The following is a 22,205-nucleotide window of genomic DNA, read 5'->3' as shown; positions in this document are numbered from 1 at the left end:
GATGTGGCGCAACTATCTGATGACGGCGCTCGCGCAGCTTGCCCGGCATCGCGCCTATACCGCGATCACCGTCGGCGGACTGGCGCTCGGGCTCGCCGGATGCCTGCTGATCCTGGGCTACGTCCGCTACGAGCAGAGCTACGATAGCTGGCTGCCCGAACATGGCCGCATCTATCAGATGCAGACCACGGCCTACCCGCCGGGCCAGCCCGTCGTGCACATGCAAACGAGCTCCTTCCCGATCGACGAGGCGCTGCCCGCCGCCTTTCCGCAGGTCGAGGCAGTGGCGGCGCTCGCGACGGGCAAAACCGTCACCGAGCACGATGGGCAGCCGATGTTCATCGAATCGACGGTCGTCGATCCCGACTTCTTCAAGGTCCTCGACCTGCCGTTCGCGCAGGGCTCGGCGGCGACTGCGCTGCCCGACACCAACTCGATCGTGCTCACCGAGAGCGAGGCGATCCGCCAGTTCGGCACCGCCGATGCGCTGGGCCGGAGCCTGAGCCTTGGTGCGGGACCGGGCAAGCGCGACTATCGCGTGAGCGGCGTGCTCCGTGATCTGCCGCGCAACACCAGCCTGCGCATCGGCCTCATATTCCTCCGCGACATCTCGCATAGCCCGCCCGAAGTGCTCGGCTGGGGCAATTTCGACCAGCTGCACTACGTCAAGCTGCGCCCAGGTGCCGACGCCACCGCCATCAACGCCGGCATCCCGGCGTGGAAGAAGCGCGCCTGGCCACCCGACATGTTTCAGGGCAGGCAGATACCGATCGGAGACGCGTTCGAGTTCCGTCTCGTGCCGATCGTCCACGTGCACCTCGGCCGCGCGCACGAAGGCGCGCTGACGCCAGCCGGCGACCCGCGCACACTCGCCACTTTCGCGATCGTCGCGCTGCTGACGCTCGGCATGGCGGTGATGAACTTCATCAACCTGAGCACGGCGCGCGCGACGCAGCGGGCGCGCGAAGTGGCGCTGCGCAAGCTGCACGGCGGCTCGCGGCGCCAGCTGATCGTCCAGTTCCTGGGCGAGAGCCTGCTGATCGCCGGCGCGGCGATGCTGATCGGCCTCGCCATCGTCGAGCTGGCGACGCCCTGGGTCGACCGGCTGATGGGCGCCGACATGCGCATCGCCTATCTCGGCGAGCACGGCATGCTGGTGCCGGCGCTGGCGCTGTTCGCCTTCACCGGTATTGCCGGCGGCCTCTATCCCGCCCTCTATCTCAGCCGCTTCAAGCCCGCGCAGGTGCTGCGCGCCGGCCAGAGCGCGGCCGAGACGACGGGAAACGGCCGGCTGCGCGCAGCGCTGGTGGTCCTGCAGTTCGCCATCGCGATCGGGCTGATCGCCAGCACCGTGGTGATCTGGTCGCAGACGCGTTTCGTCCAGCGCGTCGACCCCGGCTATCGCCGCGACGGGCTGGTCCAGATCGACAACGCCTGGCGCTTCACCCAGGGCTCGGAGTGGGAAGCCGCGCACGCAAGGCTGCTTGCGATCCCCGGAGTCACCGCCGTCGGCCGCACCTGGCTGGGGCCGGGCCTGAACAACAGTGCCGTCCGCCTGGTGCGCGCGCCGGGCGCCGAATTCCAGAGCGTCAGCTTCTACAGCGTCGACGCGGACTATCTCCAGACGATGGGCATCAAGTTGCTCACCGGCCGCTACCTCGGCGATCGCTTCGCCGCCGACCGGATCGGCGGAGAGCCCGGCCAGGATCTGGTCGCCCGCGGGATCAACGTGGTGGTGAACCGCGCCGCGGCGAAGAAGCTCGGCTATCGCGATCCCCAGGCCGCGATCGGTAAGACGATGCAGGTCTCGCTCGGCGGCTTCTACATGGTCCCGGGAACGATCGTCGGGGTGGTCGAGAACACGCGCTTCCGTTCCGCGCGGGAAGCGATCGAGCCGATCGTCTTCGCCTATGATCCCGAGCATACCGCGCGCGTGGTCGTCCGTTACGCCAATGCGCGACCCGCCGAAGTGATGTCCGCGCTGAACAAAGTGTGGCGCCGGTTCGAGCCCGAGATCCCGTTCGAGGCGAGTTTCGTCGACGACATCGTCCGCCAGCTCTACGCCGCCGACCGCGCGCGCACCGCGCTGTTCGCGGGCTTCTCGATCCTCGCGATCGTGATCGCCTGCCTCGGCCTCTACAGCCTCGCCTCGTTCACCACCGAGCGGCGCACCAGGGAGATTGGCATCCGCAAGGTGCTCGGCGCCAAGGTGCGCGACATCGTGCGGCTGCTCGCCTGGCAATTCTCCAAGCCAGTGATCCTCGCCAACCTCGTCGCCTGGCCGCTCGCCTGGTGGGCGATGCGCGACTGGCTCAACACCTTCGACGCGCGCATTGCGCTCACCCCCACGCCCTTCGCCTTGGCCGGGCTGCTGGCGCTGGGGATCGCGCTGGTCACCGTCTGCGGCCACACGCTGCGCGTCGCCCGTACCAACCCCATCCACGCTCTCCGCTACGAGTAGGAGCCCAATCCAATGTGGCGAAATTATCTGACCGTCGGCCTCCGGGCGCTCGCGAAGAACAAGGTCTACGCCTTCATCAACATCTTCGGGCTGTCGCTCGGCATCGCCGCCTGCCTGCTGATCCTCAGCTTCGTGCGCTACGAGTTCAGCTATGACGACTGGATGCCGGGCGCCGACCGTGCCTATCAGCTCCAGGACTTCTACAAGTCGACCGAGCAGGGCGGCGAGGAAATGAAGCTCCAGGTCACAAGCATCGCCTCGGGCGACGCGCTGGTGAAGGACTTCCCGCAGATCGAGAAGAAGGTCTATCTGACCACCTCGTCGATGGTCGTCCTGCAGAACGGCCAGCCGACCACCCCGGAGCGCGGACTGCTCGCCGACGGCAACATCTTCGAGATCCTCCAGGTCCCGTTCGTCCGCGGCAATCGCGAGACGGCGCTCGACGATCTCCACACCGTGGCGCTCAGCCAGAGCGAGGCGAAGAAATATTTCCGCAACGCCAATCCGATCGGCGAGACGCTGACCATCTCCTATGGCGACAAGCGCGAGGATTTCCGCGTCACCGGCGTGTTCCAGGACTTTCCCAAGAACAGCCATCTTCGCATGTCGATGGTCGCGCGCTTCGATCCGCACGACTATTTCCAGCCGAGCCAGATCACCTCGTGGAACAACCAGAACGGCTTCGTCTATCTGAAACTGCGCGAGGGCGCGAACGTCAAGGACATCATGGATCAGCTCCCCGCATGGGAGAAGCGCAACATCCCCGATGACACCGGCGACGGCCCGAAGACCAACCCGGGCGACTATCAGGACTGGCGGCTGACCAACGTCCGCGACGTCCATCTCGGCGAGGCGCAGCATGCCGGGCTCACCGTGGGCAGCGACAAGCAGACGATGATCACCTTCGTCGTCGTCGCGCTGATGATCCTCGGCATGGCGTGCATCAACTTCACCAACCTGGCGACCGCACGCGCTTCGCAGCGGGCCCGCGAAGTGGCGCTGCGCAAGGTGCTCGGCGCCACTCGCCGCCAGCTCGTGATCCAGTTCGTCGGCGAATCGATCCTCGTCGCGGCCATCGCCACGCTGGTCGCGCTGGCGCTCGCCGAGCTGGCGCTACCCCTGCTCAACGGCTTCCTCGATGCCTCGATGGAGATCCATTATTTCGGCGCGCAAGGCATTTTGCTGCCGGTGATCCTGCTCGCGATCGTCGTCGGGCTCGCAGGCGGGGTGTATCCAGCGCTCTACCTGTCGCGCTTCCAGCCGGCGCGGGTGCTCAAGGCCAACAAGTCGTCGGCCGATGCCGAGGGCAACGGCCGGCTGCGCAACCTGCTCGTCGTCGCCCAGTTCGCGGTCTCGATCGGGCTGATCATCTGCACTGCGATCGTCTATTCGCAGACGATCTACGCGCGGACGATGGACGCCGGCTACAAGCGTGATGGCCTGCTCCAGGTCTACAATTTGCTCGATCCGCAGGCCAACAAGGTCGCCAGGACGCTCGAGGAGGAAGTGCGCAAGATCCCCGGCGTCACTGCGGTCGGACGGACCACGATCGCGGTCAATCCGGGCAACAACTCGATGACCACGGCCAAGCGGCCGGGGCAGACCACCCCGACCCAGCTCGGCACCTATGGCATGGATCCGGGCGTGATCGACGCGCTGGGCATGCGGCTGCTCGCTGGACGCGGCTTCTCCGAATCGGTCCCGACCGACGACAGCTGGACGCCGACGCCGACCGATCTCGCGGCGGAGAAGGCACTGGTCGCGCGCGGCACCAACCTCATTCTGTCGGAGTCCGCCGTGAAACGGCTCGGCTTCGCCAGCGCGCAGGATGCGATCGGCAAGCCGATCCTCGCGGGCTTCGTGAGCGACGAGGCGGGCGGCAATGTCCCCGCGACGATCGTCGGGGTGGTCAGCGACGTGCGCTATCGCTCGATCCGCCAGCCGCTCCAGCCGATCATGTATAATTACCAGCGGCAGGACTATAATCAGCTGCTCGTCCGCTTCAGCGGCGACCCGCAGCAGATCCGCGCGCAGGTCGAGGCGATCTGGAAGCGGCTCGTTCCCGAGACGCCGTTCCAGGGGCGCTTCGTCACCGAGATCGTCAAGACCCTCTACCAGGCCGACGAGACGCGCGCGCAGCTGTTCGGCATGTTCGCGATCCTCGCGGTGGTGATCGGCTGCCTCGGCCTGTTCGGTCTCGCCGCCTTCACCGCCGAGCGCCGCACCAAGGAGATCGGCATCCGCAAGGTGCTCGGTGCGCGCACCCGCGACATCGTCCGGCTGCTGGTGTGGCAGTTCAGCCGGCCGGTGCTCATTGCCAACCTGATCGCCTGGCCGATCGCCTGGTGGGTGATGCGCGACTGGCTCAACCAGTTCGACGTGCGGATGAACCTCGGCCCCACGCCTTTCGTGCTCGCCGGGCTGCTGGCGCTGCTGATCGCCGTCGCGACGATCAGCGCGCATGCCTTCCGCGTGGCGCGTACTAATCCGGTGCATGCACTTCGCTACGAGTAGGCGCGTCAGCGCAGCGCTGCACCGGGCGGGCGGGGAGGCGACTCCCCGCCCGCTTCCTTTGCGGGTCAGTTGATGGTGATCACGCCGTCGACCGCCCGCCACTCGGCGGGGCCGATCAGATGCTGGTGCGCGATCCGAACCGAATGGAGCGCCGCCTCCACTTCGCGTCGCCAGTGATCAAGGAACTGGTGGAGCACCGGGAATCGCGGGGCGACGTCATATTGCTGCAGGACGAAGAGCTGCAGCAGGCTGGGATGGTCGGGGAGATAATAATGGATCTCGACCGTGGTGAGGCCATAGCCTTGAAGCTGCCTCAGGAAATCAGGGCTTGTCATTGCCTCCTTCCTCCTCAGACGGGCGGGACCAACGCCCGGAGGAAGGTTTCGATGCGCGGCTATCCGAAGGCAAGCGCGATCGCGAGCGCGAAGCAGATCGTCGTCCCGAAGATGCCCAGCGTCGCCACGGCATAGGGCTGCCATCCGTGGATCATCAGGTGATAATCGAACCGCCCGTTCATAGGCTGCCTCTCGGGTACTGCCCGCTTACGGAGTCGTCCTGCCTCACCCTTCCGAACGGAGTAAAGCCGCCAGTACAATAATTTACATCTATCGGGACGAGTCGAAGCCAGGCCGGGGGCGGGCCGTTCGGCGCGGGCGCCATGTGGCTGCGCGGAAGCGGTCAGGGCGCGCTTGCAAAGCAGGATTTGGCTTGCTGTGCTCGCCGCGCGGGCGCCCGAGTCCCGCCGCTCTTTGATCGTGTGATTGCTGCGGCAACGTCCGTCACGCGCGCAAGAACACGTGGGAGCGTGTCAACTTTGTCAACTTCCGCGGTGTCGACTTCCGCGCCGGGCGCAGTTGGCGTCGGCCCCATGGGCCTCAGATAGCGGGAAAGAAAATGGTCGGGGAAAGAGGATTCGAACCTCCGGCCCCTGCCTCCCGAAGACAGTGCTCTACCAGGCTGAGCTATTCCCCGACCGGTGCGTTTCCGGGCGAGCCCGAACCGCGAGTGGGGGCCTATAGCCATGCCGATGGAGTCGTGCAAGCCGCTGAATCAGCTTTTCGCGGTACCCAGCATCGCTTCCACCGAAGTGAATTTCTCGCGCGGGCTTCCGGCACGCGCCGCGGCGATTTCGGCGGTGTCGATCTTCTGCCAGTCGCGGAAGGTGACGACTTCGACGCCGCGCTCCGCCAGCAGCGAATCGAGTCCGGCGCGACCAGGCTTTCCGCCGCCTTCGCTCAAGTCCTCGGCGATCTTCTCGACTACCGCGAAGCCGTCGGGCCGGTTGGTGCCGATCGTGCCCGTAGGGCCGCGCCGCGCCCAGCCGACCGCATAGAGTCCGGGCAGGATGCGCCCCTCGTCATTGGCGAAACGGCCCGCGCGCTCGTCATAGGGCACGCCTTCGATCGGCGGGGTGCGATAGCCGATGCAACTCACCACAAGGCTGGCGGGCACCGCATAGATCTCTCCGGTGCCGGTGGCGCGGCCCTCGGCGTCGAGCGCGGTCCGCTCGACAATCACGCGTTCGACTTTTCCCTCGCCCTCGATCCGCACCGGCATGGCGAAGAAGTCGAAGACGATGCGGATCGGCTTGTCCGCGCCGTTCGCCCGCGCTGCGAAGCTGCGCAGGTGCGTCACCGATTTGCGCTGGCCCGGCTCGAGCGCAGCGTCTTCTTCCTCCCGGGGCAGGTCGGCCCGGTCGACCACCGGCAGCGCACGCGCGAGTTCGCCGAGCTCGCCTAGTTCCTTCGGCGTCATCGCGATCTGGTGCGGCCCGCGGCGGCCCAGGATGGTGATCGTGTCGATCTGCGCCCCGCGCAATTCGGCGAGCGCATGGCCGACGATGTCCGATCCGGCGAGTTCGCTCTCGTCCTTGGCGAGGATACGCGCAACGTCGAGCGCGACATTGCCGTTGCCGATCACCACGGCGCCGGGGCCACCCAGCGGCGGCGCGAGCGAGGCGTGGTCGGGATGGCCGTTGTACCAGCCGACGAAGGCGGCGGACCCGACCACGCCGGGCAACTCGGCGCCGGGCACCTCGAGCGGCCGGTCGTGCGGCGCGCCGGTGGCGAGCACCACCGCGTCATAGAGGCTGCGCAACTCGTCGATCGAGACGTCGCGCCCCAGGCTGACATTGCCGACGAAGCGGACGTTGTCGGTCAGCGCCACCGCCTCGTAACGCCGCGAAACGCCCTTGATCGACTGATGGTCGGGCGCGACGCCGCTGCGGATCAGCCCGAAGGGGACGGGCAGCCGGTCGATGATGTCGACTCGCACCTGATCGCCGAACTGTTTCTGGCAGGCCTCGGCGGTATAATAGCCCGCGGGCCCGGATCCCACGATTGCGACGTGCCGCATCAGCAGGCCGGCACCCGGCCCGGGTTTCGGAGGAATGCTCGCATCGGCCGCTCTCCCGCTTTTGCCCGCGATGGTAGCGCGCGGGCGGGGGAGGGCAAGCGGCTTCCGCCTCAGGCGGCGCGCAGGTCGCCGATCAGGCTGGCCATGGTCTCGTCGAGTGCGCGGGCGCGAGCGTCGAGCAGCCGGGCCAGCTCGGCGGCGCGGCTGGCTATCGCCTGGTTCTTGCTCGCCGCCTCGCCGATCGAGCGGCTGCGCGCGTCGGTGGCACTGGCGCGCTCCATTGCCTCGGCTGCAACGCGTGCGATCTGGTCCACGGCCTGGCGCTGCTGCTCGACCGCCGCGGAGACTGCGGTCACCGAGGCGCCGGCACCCTCCATGTGCGCCGTCGTTGTCTCGATCGTGCCCGCGAAACCCTTCGCTGCGGCTGCGATGTTGGCGAGCCGCTCGTTGATCTGCTCAGTGGCGGTGGCGGTGTGCATCGCCATCGCTTTCATTTCCTGCGCGACCACGCCGAAGCCCTTGCCCGCCTCGCCGCTGCGCGCCGCTTCGATCGAGGCGTTGAGCGCGAGCAGGTTGCTCTTGGCGGCGATCTCCGCGACCATGTCGAGGATGTCGCGCGCCGTGGCGATCTCGGTCCGCAACGCTTCCATCCGCGACTCCAGCCCGCCGGCCACGGCGGCGGTGCCCGCCACCAGCCGCCTGGCGTCCAGCGCATTGGCTCCGGCTTCCTCGGCTGCCTGGCCGAGCTGCTCCGCACTTTCGGAAACCATCAGTACATTTTCGAGCGAGCGAAGGCTGTCGCCGTTGAGCTCCAGCGCTTCGGTGAGTAGCCGGTTCGAGACGTCTTCGAGCGCTTCCTCCTGCACCGACAGATGGCCTGCGGCCTGCAGCAGCTCGTTGGCGATCGCGCCGACCCGGCCGTGAATCTCCTCGGCGATCGCGGCGCGGCGCTGGCTGCGCTCGGCGGCATGCGCGGCCTCGGCGGCCCGACGTTCGGCAAGGCGCTGCTCGCTGAGTGCCTGGGCGGTACGGAGCTCGGCAAGCGTGGTTTCGGTAGCTGCATGAGCGGCCTCTGCATCGGCATGCGCGGCCTCGGCCTCGATCCGCGCCGTCTCGGCCCCGGCACGCGCGCCTTCGGTCTCCAGCACCAGCGCGCGGAAACGCTCGATGATGTGGACCAGGATCGCCACTTGCCCGGCAACGAGCCCGCCATGGAGCAGCACGCGTCCGACCGAGCCCGAGCCGGTGAACACCCATTCGGGCGCGAGGAAGAGCAGCAGCAGGTGATGCAGCGCCGTGAGCACGCCCGCCACGACGACCGGCCGCCAGTCGCACAGCGGCAGCAGCAGCGACATGGCGACGAAGAAGGCCATGTGGAGATCCATCTGCCACGGACTGCCGGCGAACACGGCGACGATCAGCGCGGGGAAGGTTGCCGCGGCGGCGCCCAGCATCATCCGCACCTGCGAATCGATGCGGCCGGAGAGCATCGCGCGCGTGGGCGCGATGAGCATCGCCAGCCCGATGGCGAGCGCGAGCCCCAGCTTGTCGCTGCCCAGCGCCAGCCCGACCGGTATCAACGCGAGCCAGGTGCCCCAGAGCACGCCGGTCAGCAGGCGGACGCCGCCGCGGCGATAGCGGGCGAAGGCGGCTTCGTCGCTCATGCCCGGCCTCCCTCGCCGCACGCGCCCGGCCGCGCCGCGAGCACCAAGCCGCCGTGGCGGAGCGCGCCCGCCACCAGGACGGCGCGCGAGCCCTCCACTGTCAGGCTGTGGGGCCCGATGGCGACCATTACTGCCCCGCTCTCCACTGCCCAGCCGGCGATCTCGTCGGCGGACTGGCCGCTCAGGGACACGATGGTCATCCTGCCTTGCGCGGGAGGGGCGAAAGCCAGAACGCCAAGCGCAGCGGCGCCGAACAGGCACTGGCCGATCACGCCGGAGAAAGGAATTTGGGTACGCATGATCGCGTCATGCCCGCGCTTTGGTGAAACCCGCGTTAAGCCAAGTTCCGGAAATGCTTCGCAAGCGCGCGCGGCGCTGCTAACGCGCGCGCATCATGGCAACCGAACTTTCCAAGATCCGCAACTTCTCGATCATCGCGCACATCGACCATGGCAAGTCGACGCTGGCCGACCGGCTGATCCAGCGCACCGGGGGACTCTCAGAACGTGAGATGTCCTCCCAAGTTTTGGACAATATGGAGATCGAGAAGGAGCGCGGAATCACGATCAAGGCGCAGACGGTGCGCCTCGAATGGAAGGGCCATGTCCTCAACCTGATGGACACGCCCGGCCATGTCGACTTCGCCTACGAAGTCAGCCGCAGCCTCGCCGCGTGCGAAGGCGCGCTCCTGGTCGTCGACGCGGCGCAGGGCGTCGAGGCCCAGACGCTCGCCAACGTCTACCAGTCGATCGAGCACGACCACGAGATCATCCCGGTCATCAACAAGATCGACCTCCCCAGCGCCGAGCCCGAGAAGGTCAAGGCCGAGATCGAGGAGATCATCGGCCTCGACGCGAGCCACGCAGTGCTGTCGAGCGCCAAGGCCGGCATCGGCATCGACGAGATCCTCGACGCGATCGTCGAGCGCATCCCCGCGCCCAAGGGCGATCCCGACGCGCCGCTCAAGGCCATGCTCGTCGACAGCTGGTACGACCCGTACCTCGGCGTCGTCATCCTCGTCCGCGTGATGGACGGCAGCATCCGCAAGGGCCAGCAGGTCAAGTTCATGGCCACCGGCACCACGCACCTGGTCGACCGCGTCGGCGCCTTCCGCCCCAAGATCGAGCAGCTCCCCGATCTCGGCCCCGGCGAGATCGGCTTCATCACCGCGCAGATCAAGGAAGTCGCCCAGGCCCGCGTCGGCGACACGCTCACCGACGCCAAGAAGCCCGCCGCCGAGGCGCTCGAGGGCTTCAAGGAAGTCCAGCCGGTGGTGTTCTGCGGGCTGTTCCCGGTTGACGCCAACGACTTCGAGAAGCTGCGCGAGAGCATCCACAAGCTGCGCCTCAACGACGCCAGCTTCAGCTTCGAGATGGAGACCAGCGCCGCACTCGGCTTCGGCTTCCGCTGCGGCTTCCTCGGCCTGCTGCACCTGGAGATCATCCAGGAGCGGCTGATGCGCGAGTACGACCTCGACCTGATCACCACTGCGCCGAGCGTGGTCTACAAGATGCGCCTCACCAAGGCGGCGGGCGAGGCGGAGGGGCAGGAACTCGAGCTCCACAACCCCGCCGACATGCCCGATCCCAACCGGATCGAGGAGATCGAGGAGCCGTGGATCAAGGCGGTGATCTACGTGCCCGACGAATATCTGGGCAGCATCCTCAAGCTCTGCCAGGACCGCCGCGGCATCCAGCGCGACCTGACTTATGTCGGCGGCCGCGCCCAGCTGACCTATGAGCTGCCGCTCAACGAAGTGGTGTTCGACTTCTACGATCGCCTGAAGTCGATCAGCCGCGGCTATGCGAGCTTCGATTACGAGCAGATCGGGCACCGCCCGGGCGACCTCGTCAAGATGAGCATCCTCGTCAACAACGAGCCGGTCGACGCGCTCTCGATGATCGTCCACCGCTCCTCCGCCGAGGCCCGCGGGCGCGGCATGTGCGAGCGGCTCAAGGACCTGATCCCGCGCCATCTGTTCAAGATCCCGATCCAGGCGGCGATCGGCGGCAAGGTGATCGCGCGCGAGACGATCGCCGCGCTGCGCAAGGACGTGACCGCCAAATGCTATGGCGGCGACATCACGCGCAAAAGGAAGCTTCTGGAGAAGCAGAAGGAAGGCAAGAAGCGGATGCGCGAGTATGGCTCGGTGCAGATCCCGCAGGAAGCCTTCATCGCGGCGCTGCGGATGGGCGAGGAATAGGGCTCAGGCGCGCGCCGGATCGTCCCATGTTTCCAGCTTCAGGCCGGGAATGTCGCGGAAGTCGGGGCCGTTGATCGTCACAAGCGGCAGGTCGGCGACGATCGCCTGCGCGGCGATCATGCGATCGAGCACGCGGCGACGATCATGGCCGAGCGCGGCGATGATCGCGCCATAGGCCGCAGCTTCGGCGTCGGTGAAGGGAAGGGCTGTCAGGGTCTGCAACATTCTTTCGAGCCGCGGTCTTCGCAGCGGATCGTTCGATGCGGCCGTGCCGCCCTCCAACTCGACTCTCGTCACGACCGAAATCACCAGCGCCTCGCCGCGCTCCACCAGGCGCCGGCCGATCGCCGGATCGCCATCGCGCAGATGGATGGCGACATTCGTGTCGATCATCACTGCCATGGGTCAGAGCCCCGGCCGCTCCGGCATTTCGAAATCAGGGCGCGGCTGAACCCCATCGGCAGGGCGGCCGATCGCCTCGAGATCGGCAAGCAACTGCAGGAGCTGTCGTTTCTCCTCCTCGGGGTCGCGTGCGATGCGAAGCGTCACGGTGTTTCCCGATTTCTCGAGCTCGACCTCGACATCGGCTGGTATGGCGAAGCCCTTGGGCAGCCGCACGGCGACGCTGTTGCCGGACTTGAAGGTCCTGGTGTGGACGGGCTTGGTCATCGATGGCGTATATACGGGATATACGATGGGGCGGCAAGTTTCGCCGGCAGTTTTGAGCTGGTCGCGCTGCATTGCTGCAGCCTCTGCTGACCTGACTAAATCTGTTTGTGCGGAAGCGAAGCGGAAAGGCAGGAAACGCCCCAGTTGCAGACGTTCGCGCCTAAAGTAGCGCGTCCCGAAAGCCGACGTTAGGATCGGTCGGAATTGGAATCGGAGGAAGCATGAGAGCAGCGTTCTGGCGTTTCGCACACCAGCGATATCAAACCAGAAAACCACTGATTCTTGCCGACGTTGCAGCATTCTCATGGTTTGCGTTTTTCGCACTCGTTTATGGAGCAGCTTTGCTGGCCGGCTGGGTGCCGGATGTCATGGAAGCGCTGGTCGGGATCCTCTTGGTTGGTGGTCCCCTTATGTTGGGAGTGCTTCATCGCCGTATTCGAATCGAAGCGGCCAAGTCACCGGACGCGCTTTACAGGAAACGGTTGCAAACAAATCGCTGATCGGCGGGGTCCGTTTTTCAGCGTCCGCGGGCAAAAGCCGCACTTCCGCTTCCCACCCGATCTTGGACGCTCGTGAGCCTAGCGCCGGTGCCAAAAGCGGACTGGCAGCTATCCTCCCGTTTGCGGACAACAAGGCTCCCCTCCCTGCAAGGGAGGGCTGGGGGTGGGTTGGCGAGCGAAGCGAAGCCACGCTAACCCATCCGCATGCAGCGTCGCATCGATCCGCGCCTGACTGCCCGGGCGCGCGCGGCGCAACAATCCCAAGCCCGCCGACCTCCAATCCTGATGGCGCCACTCTCCACGTTCTGGAAAAAGCCGCCGAGTGCCTCGGCGGCACCCACCCCCAACCCCTCCCTTCCAGGGAGGGGAGAGAAAGAAGACCGCGCTATCGCTGAACGGCAGCTTCCCACCCGATCGCAGACATTCCGAGTGGGCATGCGGACGCGAACCTGTCGCGCGGCCATGCGACATCGCGAACCGGGTGCGGCGTTTCGCCGGATCGCGATTTGCGATGAGAGCGGGGGGTACATCCGCAAGGAACCCGCTCCGTTCTCCGCCCGTTTCAGCTTTGTTCGAAGGAGGATGCTGCGATGGGTAACGAGCGTGAGCTGATCGATACCGGGACCGACAAGCGCTATGTGCGGCGCGACGAGGAGGGGCGGTTCGAGGAAAGCGACGACCAGTCCAAATCGCTGTCGCTGGACGTGCGCCGGCATGCGGAGACGAAGAAGCCGCGCAACCAGGGCGACCGGGGCGACTGATTCCGCCCCCGACGAATCCGATGCCCCGCGCCGGTACGCGGGCGGGGCCGATCCCCGGCGACCCTTTGCAGGCGGGTGTTCCTGCCCGGGAAAGGCGCCGATCTTCTCCGTTGCATGACGCCGGCCGCTGACGGAGATTGTGCCCGTCAAGGCGCGCCCGTGCGTGGTGCGCATCGGGGGAGGGGTGGATGCGCACGGACGCAGTCGACACCAATGCACTGGCCTATGGCTTGGGCGCGATCGGGCTGGGGGCGGTGTGCCTCGCCTTTCACGATTTCGCGCTGCAGTGGCAGCCGGTGCCCGAGACGCTGAAGGGCAATGCGGCGCTTGCGGTGGCGAGCGCGCTGATCCTGATCGCGGGCGGCGTGCTGGTGGTGCTGCGGCGCACGAGCCTTGCGGGCGCGATGCTGCTCGCGACGTGGTTCGGGCTCTGGGTGCTCGCGCTGCATCTGCCGAATGTGCTCCGCGCGCCGGCGGCAGGGTTCGTCGGCGCGCTGCTCGGGCTGGCCGAATTGCTGGCGGTGACCGCCGCGGGCAAGCAGCTCGCCCTGCTCGCGCTCGGCGAACGGGTGCCGCGATGGGCGCGACTGCTGCCGCGCATCGCGTTCGGGCTGAGCGCGCTGGTCTTCGGCATCAGCCATTTCGTCTATGCCGATTTCACTGCGGCGATGGTGCCCGACTGGATCCCCGTCCGGCTGTTCTGGGCGTATGCCACCGGCGCGGGGCATGTCGCGGCGGGGCTCGCGCTGCTGAGCGGCGTGAAGGCGCGGCTGGCGGCGACGCTGATGGCGGCGATGGCGGCGAGCTTCGTGCTGCTGGTGCATGCGCCGCGCGTGATCGCGGCGCCGGCGAGCCAGCTCGAATGGACGATGCTGTGCATGGCGGCGCTGATCGCGGCAAGCGCCTGGGTGATGCGCGAGGCGGTGCCGCGCTAGCGCCGCCCGGCCTTCCACGCCTCCCAGGTATCCGGGCGCGCCGCCGCTTCCCACTCGGCTTGTGCCTCGGCGATGCGGCGTGCGGCGCTGCGGCGGGCGGCGTCGCGCTCAAGAACGTCTCCGCCGCCGCCGTGAAGCCCATCGCTAAACTCCCGCTCCTCCAGCCGCAACGCGGGGCGCGGAGGATCGCCTGACTCTTCCCAGACCTTGGAGCGCAGTTCGTCGATGAACTTGCTGAGCGGGCTCGCGAGAACGGTTTCGGTGCCGTAGGGCCCCGCCTTCCTCGTCCATCGCTCGATCAACGGGCGGGCGAAACCGCCGCTGTCGAGAATCAACTCAAGATGGGTGAGCTGGCGCAACAGGAAGTCTGCGGCGACCACCTCGCCCGCGAGCCGGTGCTGGCGCTCGCCCTCCACCTTGTACCAATAGAGTTGGAGAACCTTTTTGAGCCACGCCCCCACTTCCTGGTTCTGCTCTACGGGGTCGGCCGCGGCTTTCGCCTTGGCCTCGGCGCGTTGCCGGCAAACCGGACAGTTCTCCGCCGCCTCGCGCTCGATCGTGGCGCGGGCGCGCGTGCCGAGGGGGAGCGACACGCCGTACTTGCCGGGCAAATGGTGCTTGAGGAGGAACATCAACAGCCGATCATTGTACCAGCGCCGTTCGCCGCACTGCTCGCCCTTGTGGAAGACGGGGACGGTCACGCCCTCCATCGCGCGTTCGAGCGCGACATCGGCGAGGCGCTGGACGCCGTGATCGAGCGCCGCGGCCCAGGCGGCGCGGAAGCTTTCCGATCCGGGCGCGAGGCGCATCTGATAGGCGCCCTCCTTGGCCATGTTGACGCGGGCGGCGGCGGCGGTGACCGAGCCGGTCTCGGCGAGCGCGGCGATGAAGGCGCGCTGGCGGGCGTCCAGCCGTCGAAGCGGTATTTGCGGGGGACCGGAGTGAAGTCCGGTACGGCGCGCTGCGTGGGGACTCGGGTCTGCATCGCGCAGCATATAACCAAAAAGGTTCGTATAGGAAAGTTGTTTGTTCCTTTGATGTTCCAGAGACTTAGTCCGCGCGGGCGCGCGCGAGGCCCTTTTCGGTGTCGGTCATCGTTACGCTCCGCAAGGCTGAACCTGCGGCGGTGCGATGAAGTTGCGCTCAGGTGAAGATCAGCTTGGCGCCCGCGATCAGCAGCACGGCGCCCAATGCCTGGAGCAACCGGCCGGCGGGGAGACGCGAGACGCCCAGCCGCGTGCCGACCAGCGCACCGAGCACGACGGCGAGCGCGAACCAGGGCAACTCGGCGGGCAACCGGCCGACGCTGCCCAGATTTCCGGCGAGGCCGGCGGCGGAGACGCAGAGGATGAAGCCTGCGGCGGTGCCCGAGGTGCGACGCACGCCCTCCCAGCCCGCGAAAAGGATGATCGGGCTGAGGAAGATGCCGCCGCCGGTGCCGGTGAGCCCGGAGAGCGCGCCCACTCCGGCGCCCGCGAGCACGGCGAGCAGGGGGGAGGGCGTGCGAGGCTGCCCGGCTCCGGCGATCCGGCGCGGCCAAAACATCCGCACGGCGGCGATCCACAGCACCACGCCCACGAGCGGGCGGTAGAGGTGCCCGGGGATGGTCGCACCGCCGGCGACGAAGGCGGCGGGGACCGCGCCCGCGACGCAGAGCAGCAGGAGGCGCCAGTTGATCTGGCCGGCGCGGGCGAAGCGGAAAGTGGCGAGGCTCGCGACGATGATGTTGAGCACCAGCGCGGTCGGCCGCATCGTCTCGGGCGCGACGGCGAAGAGCGCCATGATCGCGAGATAGGCCGAGGCGCCGGCATGGCCCACCGAAGTGTACAGCGCCGCCGCCAAACCCATCAGGACGGCGATGGCTACAAGCGTCGCAGGATCCATCAGGCGTTCGTCGAGGCCGCGAGCAGCGCCGCCAGCGCCTTGTTGAGCGGAGTGGGGATGCCGTGGCGCTCGCCGAGGCGGACGATCACGCCGTTGCGCGCGTCGAGCTCCATCGGGCGGCCGGCGAGGCGGTCGGCGTGGAGCGAATTGACCGATTGCGGGTGCGCCCGGCGAGTCCAGACCACCACCTTGTCGGCGAGGCTGTCGGGGAGGTTCGCGCCCTCGGCATTGCCGACCGCGATGCACTCGCGCACCAGGCCGCGCATCACTTCGGCGACGCCCTCGTCGTTGGCGACTTCGGCGGGGCGCAGCGTGATCGCGCTGACGATGCCCGAGCAGTTGATCGCGAGCTTGCGCCACGCGGCAGTGACGAAGTCGGGCGTGGTCGTCGCTTCGATCGGCGTCTCGGCGAACAGCGCGACCAGCGCCTCGCCGGCGGGCTCGTCCGGCACATGGATCGTGCCGCTCCGCCGCTGGACGATCCGCCCCGGCGCGGTGCGCTCGGCGGGGAGGTCGATGATCACGGGCACGGTGCGCGCCCGGGGCACCATCGGGAAACGCTCGCGCTGCTCGACGCCGTTCTGGATCACCGCGAGCCGGGTTTCGGGACCCATCAGCCCCGGCAGCCAGGCCGCGGCGGCGGCGCAGTCATAGGTCTTGGTGGTGGCGAGCACCCAGTCGACGGGCTCGGCCGCGGCGGGATCGGTGAGGATGCGCGGCGCCGCGCGGATGGGGCCCTCGGGCGTTTCGACTTCGAGGTCGGTGAGCGGGCTGCGCGCGCAGACGGTCACGTCATGGGTCTGCGCCAGCCATGCCGCCAGCGTCCCGCCGATCGCGCCCGCGCCGATCACTGCGATCCTTGCCATGCCGCCGCATTAGGCGCCGGACCCGGTTTTGGCCAGCGCCCGGGCGAAACGATCGCGCGCCGCCGGAGTTGGACGCGAACCTGACGAGGGAGCTTGATGATGCTCGAAGGAAAACGCGTGCTCGTCACCGGCGGCGCGGGGGGCGTCGGACGTGCGGTCGCCACGCGCATGGTCGCGGCCGGCGCGCGCGTGCTGATCACCGACCGGCCCCAGGCCGATCTCGCCGGCGCGCTGGCCGCGATCGGCGGCGAGCGGATCACGGGCGTGGTTGCCGACCTTGCCGAGCCGGCCGGCGTGGAGGCGGTTTTCGCGCGTGCCGACGCCTGGCTCGGCGGGCTCGACATGCTCGTCGCAGGTGCCGGAGTCGGGTCAGGTCCGCTGATGGAGATGGACGACGACGGCTGGCGCTATGTGATCGAAACCAACCTCTCGAGCTATGTCGCCTGCACCAAGCGCGCGATCGAGCGGATCCGCGCGGGCGACACGCGCGAAGGCATGATCATCCTCGTCGGGTCGATCAGCGTCCACATCAAGGCAGTGGGCGAGAGCGTGTACAACGCAGCCAAGGGCGGCGTCGCGAGCTTCGCCGAGACGCTGCGCAAGGAGCTGATCCCCGAAGGCATCCGGGTCACGCTGATCGAGCCCGGCGCGATCGCCTCGGCGATGCAGCCCTTCACTGCCGAGGAGCGCGCACGGCAGATGGCCGAGCACAGGCTGCTCGATCCCGAGCAAGTCGCCGAGGCGATATTGTTCGCCGCGACGCGCCCGCCCGGGACCGACGTGGTGACGCTGCGGATCGAGCCGCTGGTGCAGAAGATCTACTGAGCGCGCCCCGCGATCAGTGCATCGTCAGCGCGGCTGCCGCAGCCTTGGGAGCGGCGTGGCCGCTCGGGATGCCCTGCGGCGCGACGGTGAACTGCGCGGCCTGCTCGGTGAGCAGCTCGACTTCGTTCATCAGGTTGCGCGCCGCCGCCGAGGTTTCCTCGACCATCGCGGCATTCTGCTGCGTCGCGCGGTCCATCGTGCTCACTGCGGCGCTGATCTCGCCGACCGCGGCGGCCTGGACGCGGTTCTCGCTGGCCATGTTGCCGAGCAGGCCGTGGACGTTCTCGACTGCGCCGGCGATGCGGACAAGCGCCGTATCGACCTCGGTCACCATCGATGCGGCGGTGCCGACTTCGGCCTGAGTGACGGTGAGCTGCTCGCGGGCGCGCTTGGCCTCTTCCTCGGCACGCATCGCGAGCGCGCTGACCAGATCGGCGACCACGGCGAAGCCGCGGCCGGCCTCGCCCGCACGGCCGGCCTCGACGGCGGCGTTCATCGCGAGGACGCGCGTCTGGAAGGCGATCTTGTCGAGCCCCTCGATCACGTCGTCGATGCCCTTGGCGCTCTCGGAGACGCGCTGCATCGCATGGGTGGCGTCGCTGGCGCGCGAGCGGCCGTCGCCGACCACGGTGATCGCCTCATCGGCGCTCTCGACCGTCCGGCCGGCAGCCTCGGCGACGGCGCGGAGCCGCTCGTCGAGCACGGTGATCGAGGCCGAAGTCTGCTCGAGGCTGGCGGCGTTGCTTTCGGTGCGACGGGCGAGGTCCTCGGAGGCCTGGGCGATCTCGGCGGAGCCGGTGCGGATGTTGGTGGCGCTGGCGGTGACGGTGCCGATCAGCTCGGCGAGGCTCTCCATCGCGCCGTTGAAGCTGGTCTTGAGCCCTGCGAACGGGCCGGTGAGCTCGGCGCGGATGCGCGCGGTCAGGTCACCCCCGGCGAGTGCGTCGAGGCCGGTGCCGATGCTGTCGACGATCAGCCGCGTCTGGGCTGCCTTGGCGGCTTCGGCGGCGTCGAGCTGGGCGCGGAAGGATTCCATCGCCTTGGCCATGTCGCCGAGCTCGTCGTCGCGCCCGGTCGAGGGAATGTCGACCTTGAGGTCGCCGGCGCCGAGCGCGCGCATCGTGGTCGCCAGGGCGAGCAGCGGACTGACGAGCACGCGGCGCACTGCGGCCGACAGCAGCAGAGTGATTGCGATCGCGGCGACGAGCGTGATGACGAGGACGATCATCGCGATCCAGCCGAGGCGCTCGGCGGCATCGGCGACCTGGTCGGCATGGCCCTCGATCGCGTCCGACGCGCGCTCCATCGCGCCCTCGAGCGCGCGGAACTGCTCGAAGAAGCCGGGCAGGCCGCGCTGCGCGGCGGCGGGGTCACGGCCGGCGAGCGCGACGATGTCGCCCGCGGCCTGGGTATAGGCATCGACGGCCGAGGGAAGCGCGCGCGCGGCCTCGGTAACCTGCTCCGAGCCGGCATAGGCGGCGTCGGCGGCCACGGCCTGCTTGAGCTGGCGGACGTGCTCGGCGAGGTCCTTGGCGACATCGTCGCGGCTGATGCCGCTGGCCGGATCGGCAGCCTGAAGCGCGGCGAGCGCATCGGCGCGGATGGCGTCGTGCATCATGTCGGCCTGCATGTGGTTGCGCAGCAGCGAGGCGACTTCGGTCTGGCTGCGCAGCGCACTGCTCTGCTCCCACGCCGCCCAGATTCCGGTGCCCCCCGAAAGAGTGACCAGTCCGACCATGACGATGGCGGCCTGGCGTGCGCGGCGATTGATCGATGACATTTCGGCATCCTCCTGCTGCCGCGCTCCGTGCCCGGCCTGCAATGTTCGGAAACATTATAGGCCGTCGCGGGCCGGGAGAGTGCCGCGCGTCCTATAAGTGGAGAAAATTCCTTCAAAGGATCGTAGATATGCGGATGTCCCCCGTCCTCCTGCCGGCAGCGCTCGGCTGCGCGTCGCTCGCGCCGGCCGCCCAGGCGCAGGAAGGGCCCGATTTCGCCGTCGCGCACACGATGGACGTGGTCGCGGTCGCAGGCGAGGGCGAGGACAAGGCGTTCTGGCTCGACAATCTCGACCTGACCGCCGACGCGCCGCTGACGGGAACCACGCGTGCGCACGGCTATGTGCTGGTCAATCTGGGCGGCATGCCCAACGACCGGGCGGGCACGCTGCAGGGCGTGAACAACATCGAAGTCGCGAGCCACCGCGTGCGGCTGTTCGAGGCGTGGATCGAGCAGCAGCTCGACGCACGGAGCACGCTCCGCGCCGGGCTCTACGACCTCAACAGCGAATTCTACAGCAACGACTCCGCCGGGCTGCTGATCGCGCCTGCATTCGGCGTCGGCTCGGAGATTGCCGCGACCGGCCCCAACGGCCCGTCGATCTTCCCCTCGACTGCGCTCGGCGTGCGGCTCGACCGCAGCTTCGCCGGCGGCGGCTTCGCGCGCGTCGCAGTGCTCAACGCCAGCGCGCGCACCTTCGGCGATCCGGGCGGCGTGGACCTGGACTTCCACAACGGCGCGCTGGTGATCGGCGAGGCGGGCGCCGCGGGCAAGCACGGCAAGATCGGCGTCGGCGCCTGGGCCTATACGCGCCGCCAGGACGACCTGGCCGCAGTCGACGCCGCCGGCGATCCGCTGCGCCGCCGCGCGCACGGCGCCTATGTGATCGCCGAGCGGCCGTTCGGGGATCCGGAGGGGCAGGGCGCACTCTCCGCCTTCGTCCGCGCCGGCATCTCGGACGGCAAGACCACGCCCTTCCGCGGCGGCTGGCAGGCGGGGATGCTGGTCACCAGGCTGTGGGCGGGCCGCGACGACAGCCAGTTCTCGCTCGGCGTCAACCAGGGCTATGTCTCGCACGGCTATCGCGAGGTGCTGCGCGGCGAGGGCGTGCGCACCGCTGCGGCGGAAAGCGCGGTCGAACTCACCTATTCGGACAAGCTCGCCAAATGGCTGACGCTCCAGCCCGACCTGCAGCTGATCTTCGACGCCGGCGGCGATGCCGACGCCAGGCCGGTGCTGGTCGCGGGGCTGCGGTCCACGATGGAGTTCTGACCTTTCCGTCACCTTCGCGAAGGTGGGTCGCGAGCGATGACCGCCGTGGCTCGGGGTCCCCGCCTTCGCGGGGATGACGAAAGCAAGTATGTGACGGGCATGGAACGGACGCCCGTGGTCTATATCGTAGCCAGCCGGCGCAACGGGACGCTCTACACCGGCGTCACCTCCGATCTTCCGGCGCGCATCTACCAGCACCGCAACGAGATCTTCGAGGGGTTCACCAAGGAGCACGGCTGCAAGCGGCTCGTGTGGTTCGAGGTCCATGAGGAAATGGAATCCGCGATCGTGCGCGAGAAGCGGATCAAGAAGTGGAACCGGGCCTGGAAGTTGCGACTGATCGAGGAAAGCAACCCGACCTGGCGTGATCTCGCGGAGGATCTGGGCTTCGATCCGCTGGAGTGATCTGCCCCCATCGTCACCCCCGCGAGGGCGGGGGGCCAGGGGCGGCGAGCGATGTCCTGCATGACTCTGGGTCCCCGCCTGCGCGGGGATGACGAGAGGGTGGGATGGCGTGCCGCCGAGCCCAAACAAAAACCGCCGCCGGGTCTCCCCGAGCGGCGGTTCCTGGTTTCAGCGTTCAGCCGGGGCGAACCCGGCGAGGATCACTCCTCGCCTTCGTTCAGATACTCGCCCGCATCCGCGTCGGTGCCGTGGCCCGAGGGGACGACGCTCGCCAGCGGATCGTCGCCCACGCCGACGTCCTCACGCGGAGTGCGCGCGTTCTCGGCGGCACGCAGCTCCTCGGCCGAGGCCGGGGCGATGAGCGAGGCTTCCTGCATCTTGCGCTGCGCCACGCGGAGCGCCGCGTCGCGCGACGTCGCCGCCACGCGCAGGCGGTTCATGCCCGCGCCGGTGCCCGCCGGGATGAGGCGGCCGACGATGACGTTCTCCTTGAGGCCGATCAGCGTGTCTTGCTTGCCCTGGACCGCCGCCTCGGTGAGGACGCGGGTGGTCTCCTGGAACGACGCCGCCGAGATGAAGCTGCGGGTCTGCAGCGACGCCTTGGTGATGCCGAGCAGGATCGGCTTGCCCTGGGCAGGCGCCTGGCCCGCTTCGAGCTTCGCGTTGACTTCGTCCATCTCCGCACGGTCGAGCTGCTCGCCCACCAGCAGGGTGGTGTCGCCGCTCTCGATGATCTCGACCTTCTGCAGCATCTGGCGAACGATCACCTCGATGTGCTTGTCGTTGATCTTCACGCCCTGCAGTCGATAGACTTCCTGGATCTCGCTGACGAGATATTCGGCCAGCGGCTCGATGCCGAGCACTTCCAGGATGTCGTGCGGATCGGGGCTGCCGCCGATCAGGTTGTCGCCACGCTTGACGTAGTCGCCTTCCTGAACGTCGATCACCTTCGACTTCGGCACCAGATACTCGACGACCTCGCTGCCGTCCTCGGGCTGGATGCCGATCTTGCGCTTGGCCTTATAGTCCTTGCCGAAGACGACACGGCCCGAGACCTTGGCGATGATCGCATTCTCCTTGGGCTTGCGCGCCTCGAAGAGCTCGGCGACGCG

Annotated in this window: 20 protein-coding genes, 1 tRNA gene and 1 pseudogene; 9 read left to right on the top strand and 13 right to left on the bottom strand. The window is 68.1% G+C overall.

The window, feature by feature from the left end; genetic code table 11:
• Position 1: 1 nt before the first annotated feature.
• Together J7500_RS13100 and J7500_RS13095 are read left to right on the top strand one after the other, a co-directional pair.
• Positions 2 to 2,461, top strand: a complete 2,460-nt coding sequence (locus J7500_RS13100; RefSeq protein ID WP_294062208.1) for an ABC transporter permease — start codon at positions 2 to 4, stop codon at positions 2,459 to 2,461.
• A 12-nt stretch (positions 2,462 to 2,473) separates the two neighbouring features.
• Positions 2,474 to 4,975, top strand: coding sequence for an ABC transporter permease (locus J7500_RS13095; RefSeq protein ID WP_294062207.1), 2,502 nt, complete (start codon positions 2,474 to 2,476; stop codon positions 4,973 to 4,975).
• A gap of 65 nt (positions 4,976 to 5,040) precedes the next feature.
• Here the strand turns inward: J7500_RS13095 and J7500_RS13090 are convergent, their stop codons facing one another.
• The 6 genes from J7500_RS13090 to J7500_RS13065 all read right to left on the bottom strand — a co-directional run bounded on the left by J7500_RS13090 (position 5,041) and on the right by J7500_RS13065 (position 9,194).
• The gene (locus J7500_RS13090; RefSeq protein ID WP_294062206.1) at positions 5,041 to 5,310 is read right to left on the bottom strand and encodes an usg protein; all 270 of its coding nucleotides are present in this window, start codon (positions 5,308 to 5,310) and stop codon (positions 5,041 to 5,043) included.
• A gap of 59 nt (positions 5,311 to 5,369) precedes the next feature.
• On the bottom strand, positions 5,370 to 5,492 hold the full coding sequence (locus J7500_RS13085; protein WP_294062205.1) for a hypothetical protein: 123 nt from the start codon (positions 5,490 to 5,492) through the stop codon (positions 5,370 to 5,372).
• Between the two features lie 378 nt (positions 5,493 to 5,870).
• Positions 5,871 to 5,947 (bottom strand) — tRNA-Pro (locus J7500_RS13080).
• 78 nt (positions 5,948 to 6,025) lie between these two features.
• Positions 6,026 to 7,330, bottom strand: coding sequence for an FAD-dependent oxidoreductase (locus J7500_RS13075; RefSeq protein ID WP_294062204.1), 1,305 nt, complete (start codon positions 7,328 to 7,330; stop codon positions 6,026 to 6,028).
• Positions 7,331 to 7,440: 110 nt separating this feature from the next.
• Complete coding sequence (locus J7500_RS13070; protein ID WP_294062203.1) at positions 7,441 to 8,994, bottom strand: methyl-accepting chemotaxis protein; 1,554 nt, start codon at positions 8,992 to 8,994, stop codon at positions 7,441 to 7,443.
• Positions 8,991 to 9,194 carry a hypothetical protein gene (locus J7500_RS13065; protein WP_294062202.1) on the bottom strand — a complete coding sequence of 68 codons (204 nt, stop codon included), beginning with the start codon at positions 9,192 to 9,194 and terminating at the stop codon, positions 8,991 to 8,993. The genes J7500_RS13070 and J7500_RS13065 overlap by 4 nt, the downstream gene beginning before the upstream one ends.
• A 194-nt stretch (positions 9,195 to 9,388) precedes the next feature.
• Here J7500_RS13065 and lepA point away from each other — a divergent pair, with 194 nt between their 5' ends.
• Positions 9,389 to 11,197 (top strand): translation elongation factor 4, encoded by a 1,809-nt coding sequence (lepA, locus tag J7500_RS13060; RefSeq protein ID WP_294062201.1) that lies wholly within the window; start codon positions 9,389 to 9,391, stop codon positions 11,195 to 11,197.
• Between the two features lie 3 nt (positions 11,198 to 11,200).
• Here the strand turns inward: lepA and J7500_RS13055 are convergent, their stop codons facing one another.
• Together J7500_RS13055 and J7500_RS13050 are read right to left on the bottom strand one after the other, a co-directional pair.
• Positions 11,201 to 11,599 carry a PIN domain-containing protein gene (locus tag J7500_RS13055; RefSeq protein ID WP_294062200.1) on the bottom strand — a complete coding sequence of 133 codons (399 nt, stop codon included), beginning with the start codon at positions 11,597 to 11,599 and terminating at the stop codon, positions 11,201 to 11,203.
• A 3-nt stretch (positions 11,600 to 11,602) separates the two neighbouring features.
• Positions 11,603 to 11,938, bottom strand: a complete 336-nt coding sequence (locus tag J7500_RS13050) for an antitoxin (RefSeq protein ID WP_294062199.1) — start codon at positions 11,936 to 11,938, stop codon at positions 11,603 to 11,605.
• Positions 11,939 to 12,087: 149 nt separating this feature from the next.
• Between J7500_RS13050 and J7500_RS13045 the strand changes: the two genes are divergently transcribed.
• From J7500_RS13045 to J7500_RS13035, 3 genes are all read left to right on the top strand, one after another.
• Positions 12,088 to 12,366, top strand: coding sequence for a hypothetical protein (locus J7500_RS13045; protein WP_294062197.1), 279 nt, complete (start codon positions 12,088 to 12,090; stop codon positions 12,364 to 12,366).
• A gap of 590 nt (positions 12,367 to 12,956) precedes the next feature.
• The gene (locus tag J7500_RS13040; protein WP_294062196.1) at positions 12,957 to 13,127 is read left to right on the top strand and encodes a hypothetical protein; all 171 of its coding nucleotides are present in this window, start codon (positions 12,957 to 12,959) and stop codon (positions 13,125 to 13,127) included.
• Positions 13,128 to 13,315: 188 nt separating this feature from the next.
• Positions 13,316 to 14,062 carry a DoxX family membrane protein gene (locus J7500_RS13035; RefSeq protein WP_294062194.1) on the top strand — a complete coding sequence of 249 codons (747 nt, stop codon included), beginning with the start codon at positions 13,316 to 13,318 and terminating at the stop codon, positions 14,060 to 14,062.
• Here the strand turns inward: J7500_RS13035 and J7500_RS13030 are convergent.
• From J7500_RS13030 to J7500_RS13020, 3 genes are all read right to left on the bottom strand, one after another.
• Positions 14,059 to 15,057, bottom strand: coding sequence for a hypothetical protein (locus tag J7500_RS13030; RefSeq protein WP_294062192.1), 999 nt, complete (start codon positions 15,055 to 15,057; stop codon positions 14,059 to 14,061). The genes J7500_RS13035 and J7500_RS13030 overlap by 4 nt on opposite strands.
• Positions 15,058 to 15,205: 148 nt before the next feature.
• A complete protein-coding gene (locus J7500_RS13025; RefSeq protein WP_294062191.1) occupies positions 15,206 to 15,946 on the bottom strand; it encodes a sulfite exporter TauE/SafE family protein in 741 nt (246 codons plus the stop codon).
• Positions 15,946 to 16,812 carry a 2-dehydropantoate 2-reductase gene (locus J7500_RS13020; RefSeq protein WP_294062190.1) on the bottom strand — a complete coding sequence of 289 codons (867 nt, stop codon included), beginning with the start codon at positions 16,810 to 16,812 and terminating at the stop codon, positions 15,946 to 15,948. Before J7500_RS13020 ends, J7500_RS13025 begins: the two co-directional genes overlap by 1 nt.
• A gap of 96 nt (positions 16,813 to 16,908) precedes the next feature.
• On the opposite strand from J7500_RS13020, the gene J7500_RS13015 reads away from it, so the two are divergent.
• Positions 16,909 to 17,637, top strand: a complete 729-nt coding sequence (locus J7500_RS13015) for an SDR family oxidoreductase (protein ID WP_294062188.1) — start codon at positions 16,909 to 16,911, stop codon at positions 17,635 to 17,637.
• Positions 17,638 to 17,650: 13 nt separating this feature from the next.
• Here the strand turns inward: J7500_RS13015 and J7500_RS13010 are convergent, their stop codons facing one another.
• Positions 17,651 to 19,417: a methyl-accepting chemotaxis protein gene (locus J7500_RS13010; protein WP_294062187.1), complete on the bottom strand. Its 1,767-nt coding sequence runs from the start codon at positions 19,415 to 19,417 to the stop codon at positions 17,651 to 17,653.
• Between the two features lie 134 nt (positions 19,418 to 19,551).
• On the opposite strand from J7500_RS13010, the gene J7500_RS13005 reads away from it, so the two are divergent.
• Together J7500_RS13005 and J7500_RS13000 are read left to right on the top strand one after the other, a co-directional pair.
• Positions 19,552 to 20,688: a carbohydrate porin gene (locus J7500_RS13005; protein ID WP_294062186.1), complete on the top strand. Its 1,137-nt coding sequence runs from the start codon at positions 19,552 to 19,554 to the stop codon at positions 20,686 to 20,688.
• A 99-nt stretch (positions 20,689 to 20,787) separates the two neighbouring features.
• Positions 20,788 to 21,093: a GIY-YIG nuclease family protein gene (locus J7500_RS13000; protein ID WP_294062185.1), complete on the top strand. Its 306-nt coding sequence runs from the start codon at positions 20,788 to 20,790 to the stop codon at positions 21,091 to 21,093.
• A 200-nt stretch (positions 21,094 to 21,293) separates the two neighbouring features.
• Here the strand turns inward: J7500_RS13000 and J7500_RS12995 are convergent.
• Positions 21,294 to 22,205: pseudogene (locus tag J7500_RS12995) on the bottom strand (DNA-directed RNA polymerase subunit beta'); the annotation flags it as partial.

This window comes from Sphingomonas sp. (genome assembly GCF_017744835.1).
Classification (GTDB): Bacteria; Pseudomonadota; Alphaproteobacteria; order Sphingomonadales; family Sphingomonadaceae; genus Sphingomonas.
This window is presented reverse-complemented; position numbering and strand designations above follow the sequence as displayed.

Bases quoted from the DNA above. Each gene is read 5' to 3' on its own strand.
- J7500_RS13100 (WP_294062208.1), top strand. From the start codon at position 2: ATGTGGCGCAACTATCTGATGACGGCGCTCGCGCAGCTTGCCCGGCAT.
- J7500_RS13095 (WP_294062207.1), top strand. From the start codon at position 2,474: ATGTGGCGAAATTATCTGACCGTCGGCCTCCGGGCGCTCGCGAAGAAC.
- J7500_RS13090 (WP_294062206.1), bottom strand. From the start codon at position 5,310: ATGACAAGCCCTGATTTCCTGAGGCAGCTTCAAGGCTATGGCCTCACC.
- J7500_RS13085 (WP_294062205.1), bottom strand. From the start codon at position 5,492: ATGAACGGGCGGTTCGATTATCACCTGATGATCCACGGATGGCAGCCC.
- J7500_RS13075 (WP_294062204.1), bottom strand. From the start codon at position 7,330: ATGCGGCACGTCGCAATCGTGGGATCCGGGCCCGCGGGCTATTATACC.
- J7500_RS13070 (WP_294062203.1), bottom strand. From the start codon at position 8,994: ATGAGCGACGAAGCCGCCTTCGCCCGCTATCGCCGCGGCGGCGTCCGC.
- J7500_RS13065 (WP_294062202.1), bottom strand. From the start codon at position 9,194: ATGACCATCGTGTCCCTGAGCGGCCAGTCCGCCGACGAGATCGCCGGC.
- lepA (WP_294062201.1), top strand. From the start codon at position 9,389: ATGGCAACCGAACTTTCCAAGATCCGCAACTTCTCGATCATCGCGCAC.
- J7500_RS13055 (WP_294062200.1), bottom strand. From the start codon at position 11,599: ATGGCAGTGATGATCGACACGAATGTCGCCATCCATCTGCGCGATGGC.
- J7500_RS13050 (WP_294062199.1), bottom strand. From the start codon at position 11,938: ATGCAGCGCGACCAGCTCAAAACTGCCGGCGAAACTTGCCGCCCCATC.
- J7500_RS13045 (WP_294062197.1), top strand. From the start codon at position 12,088: ATGAGAGCAGCGTTCTGGCGTTTCGCACACCAGCGATATCAAACCAGA.
- J7500_RS13040 (WP_294062196.1), top strand. From the start codon at position 12,957: ATGGGTAACGAGCGTGAGCTGATCGATACCGGGACCGACAAGCGCTAT.
- J7500_RS13035 (WP_294062194.1), top strand. From the start codon at position 13,316: ATGCGCACGGACGCAGTCGACACCAATGCACTGGCCTATGGCTTGGGC.
- J7500_RS13030 (WP_294062192.1), bottom strand. From the start codon at position 15,057: ATGCTGCGCGATGCAGACCCGAGTCCCCACGCAGCGCGCCGTACCGGA.
- J7500_RS13025 (WP_294062191.1), bottom strand. From the start codon at position 15,946: ATGGATCCTGCGACGCTTGTAGCCATCGCCGTCCTGATGGGTTTGGCG.
- J7500_RS13020 (WP_294062190.1), bottom strand. From the start codon at position 16,812: ATGGCAAGGATCGCAGTGATCGGCGCGGGCGCGATCGGCGGGACGCTG.
- J7500_RS13015 (WP_294062188.1), top strand. From the start codon at position 16,909: ATGATGCTCGAAGGAAAACGCGTGCTCGTCACCGGCGGCGCGGGGGGC.
- J7500_RS13010 (WP_294062187.1), bottom strand. From the start codon at position 19,417: ATGTCATCGATCAATCGCCGCGCACGCCAGGCCGCCATCGTCATGGTC.
- J7500_RS13005 (WP_294062186.1), top strand. From the start codon at position 19,552: ATGTCCCCCGTCCTCCTGCCGGCAGCGCTCGGCTGCGCGTCGCTCGCG.
- J7500_RS13000 (WP_294062185.1), top strand. From the start codon at position 20,788: ATGGAACGGACGCCCGTGGTCTATATCGTAGCCAGCCGGCGCAACGGG.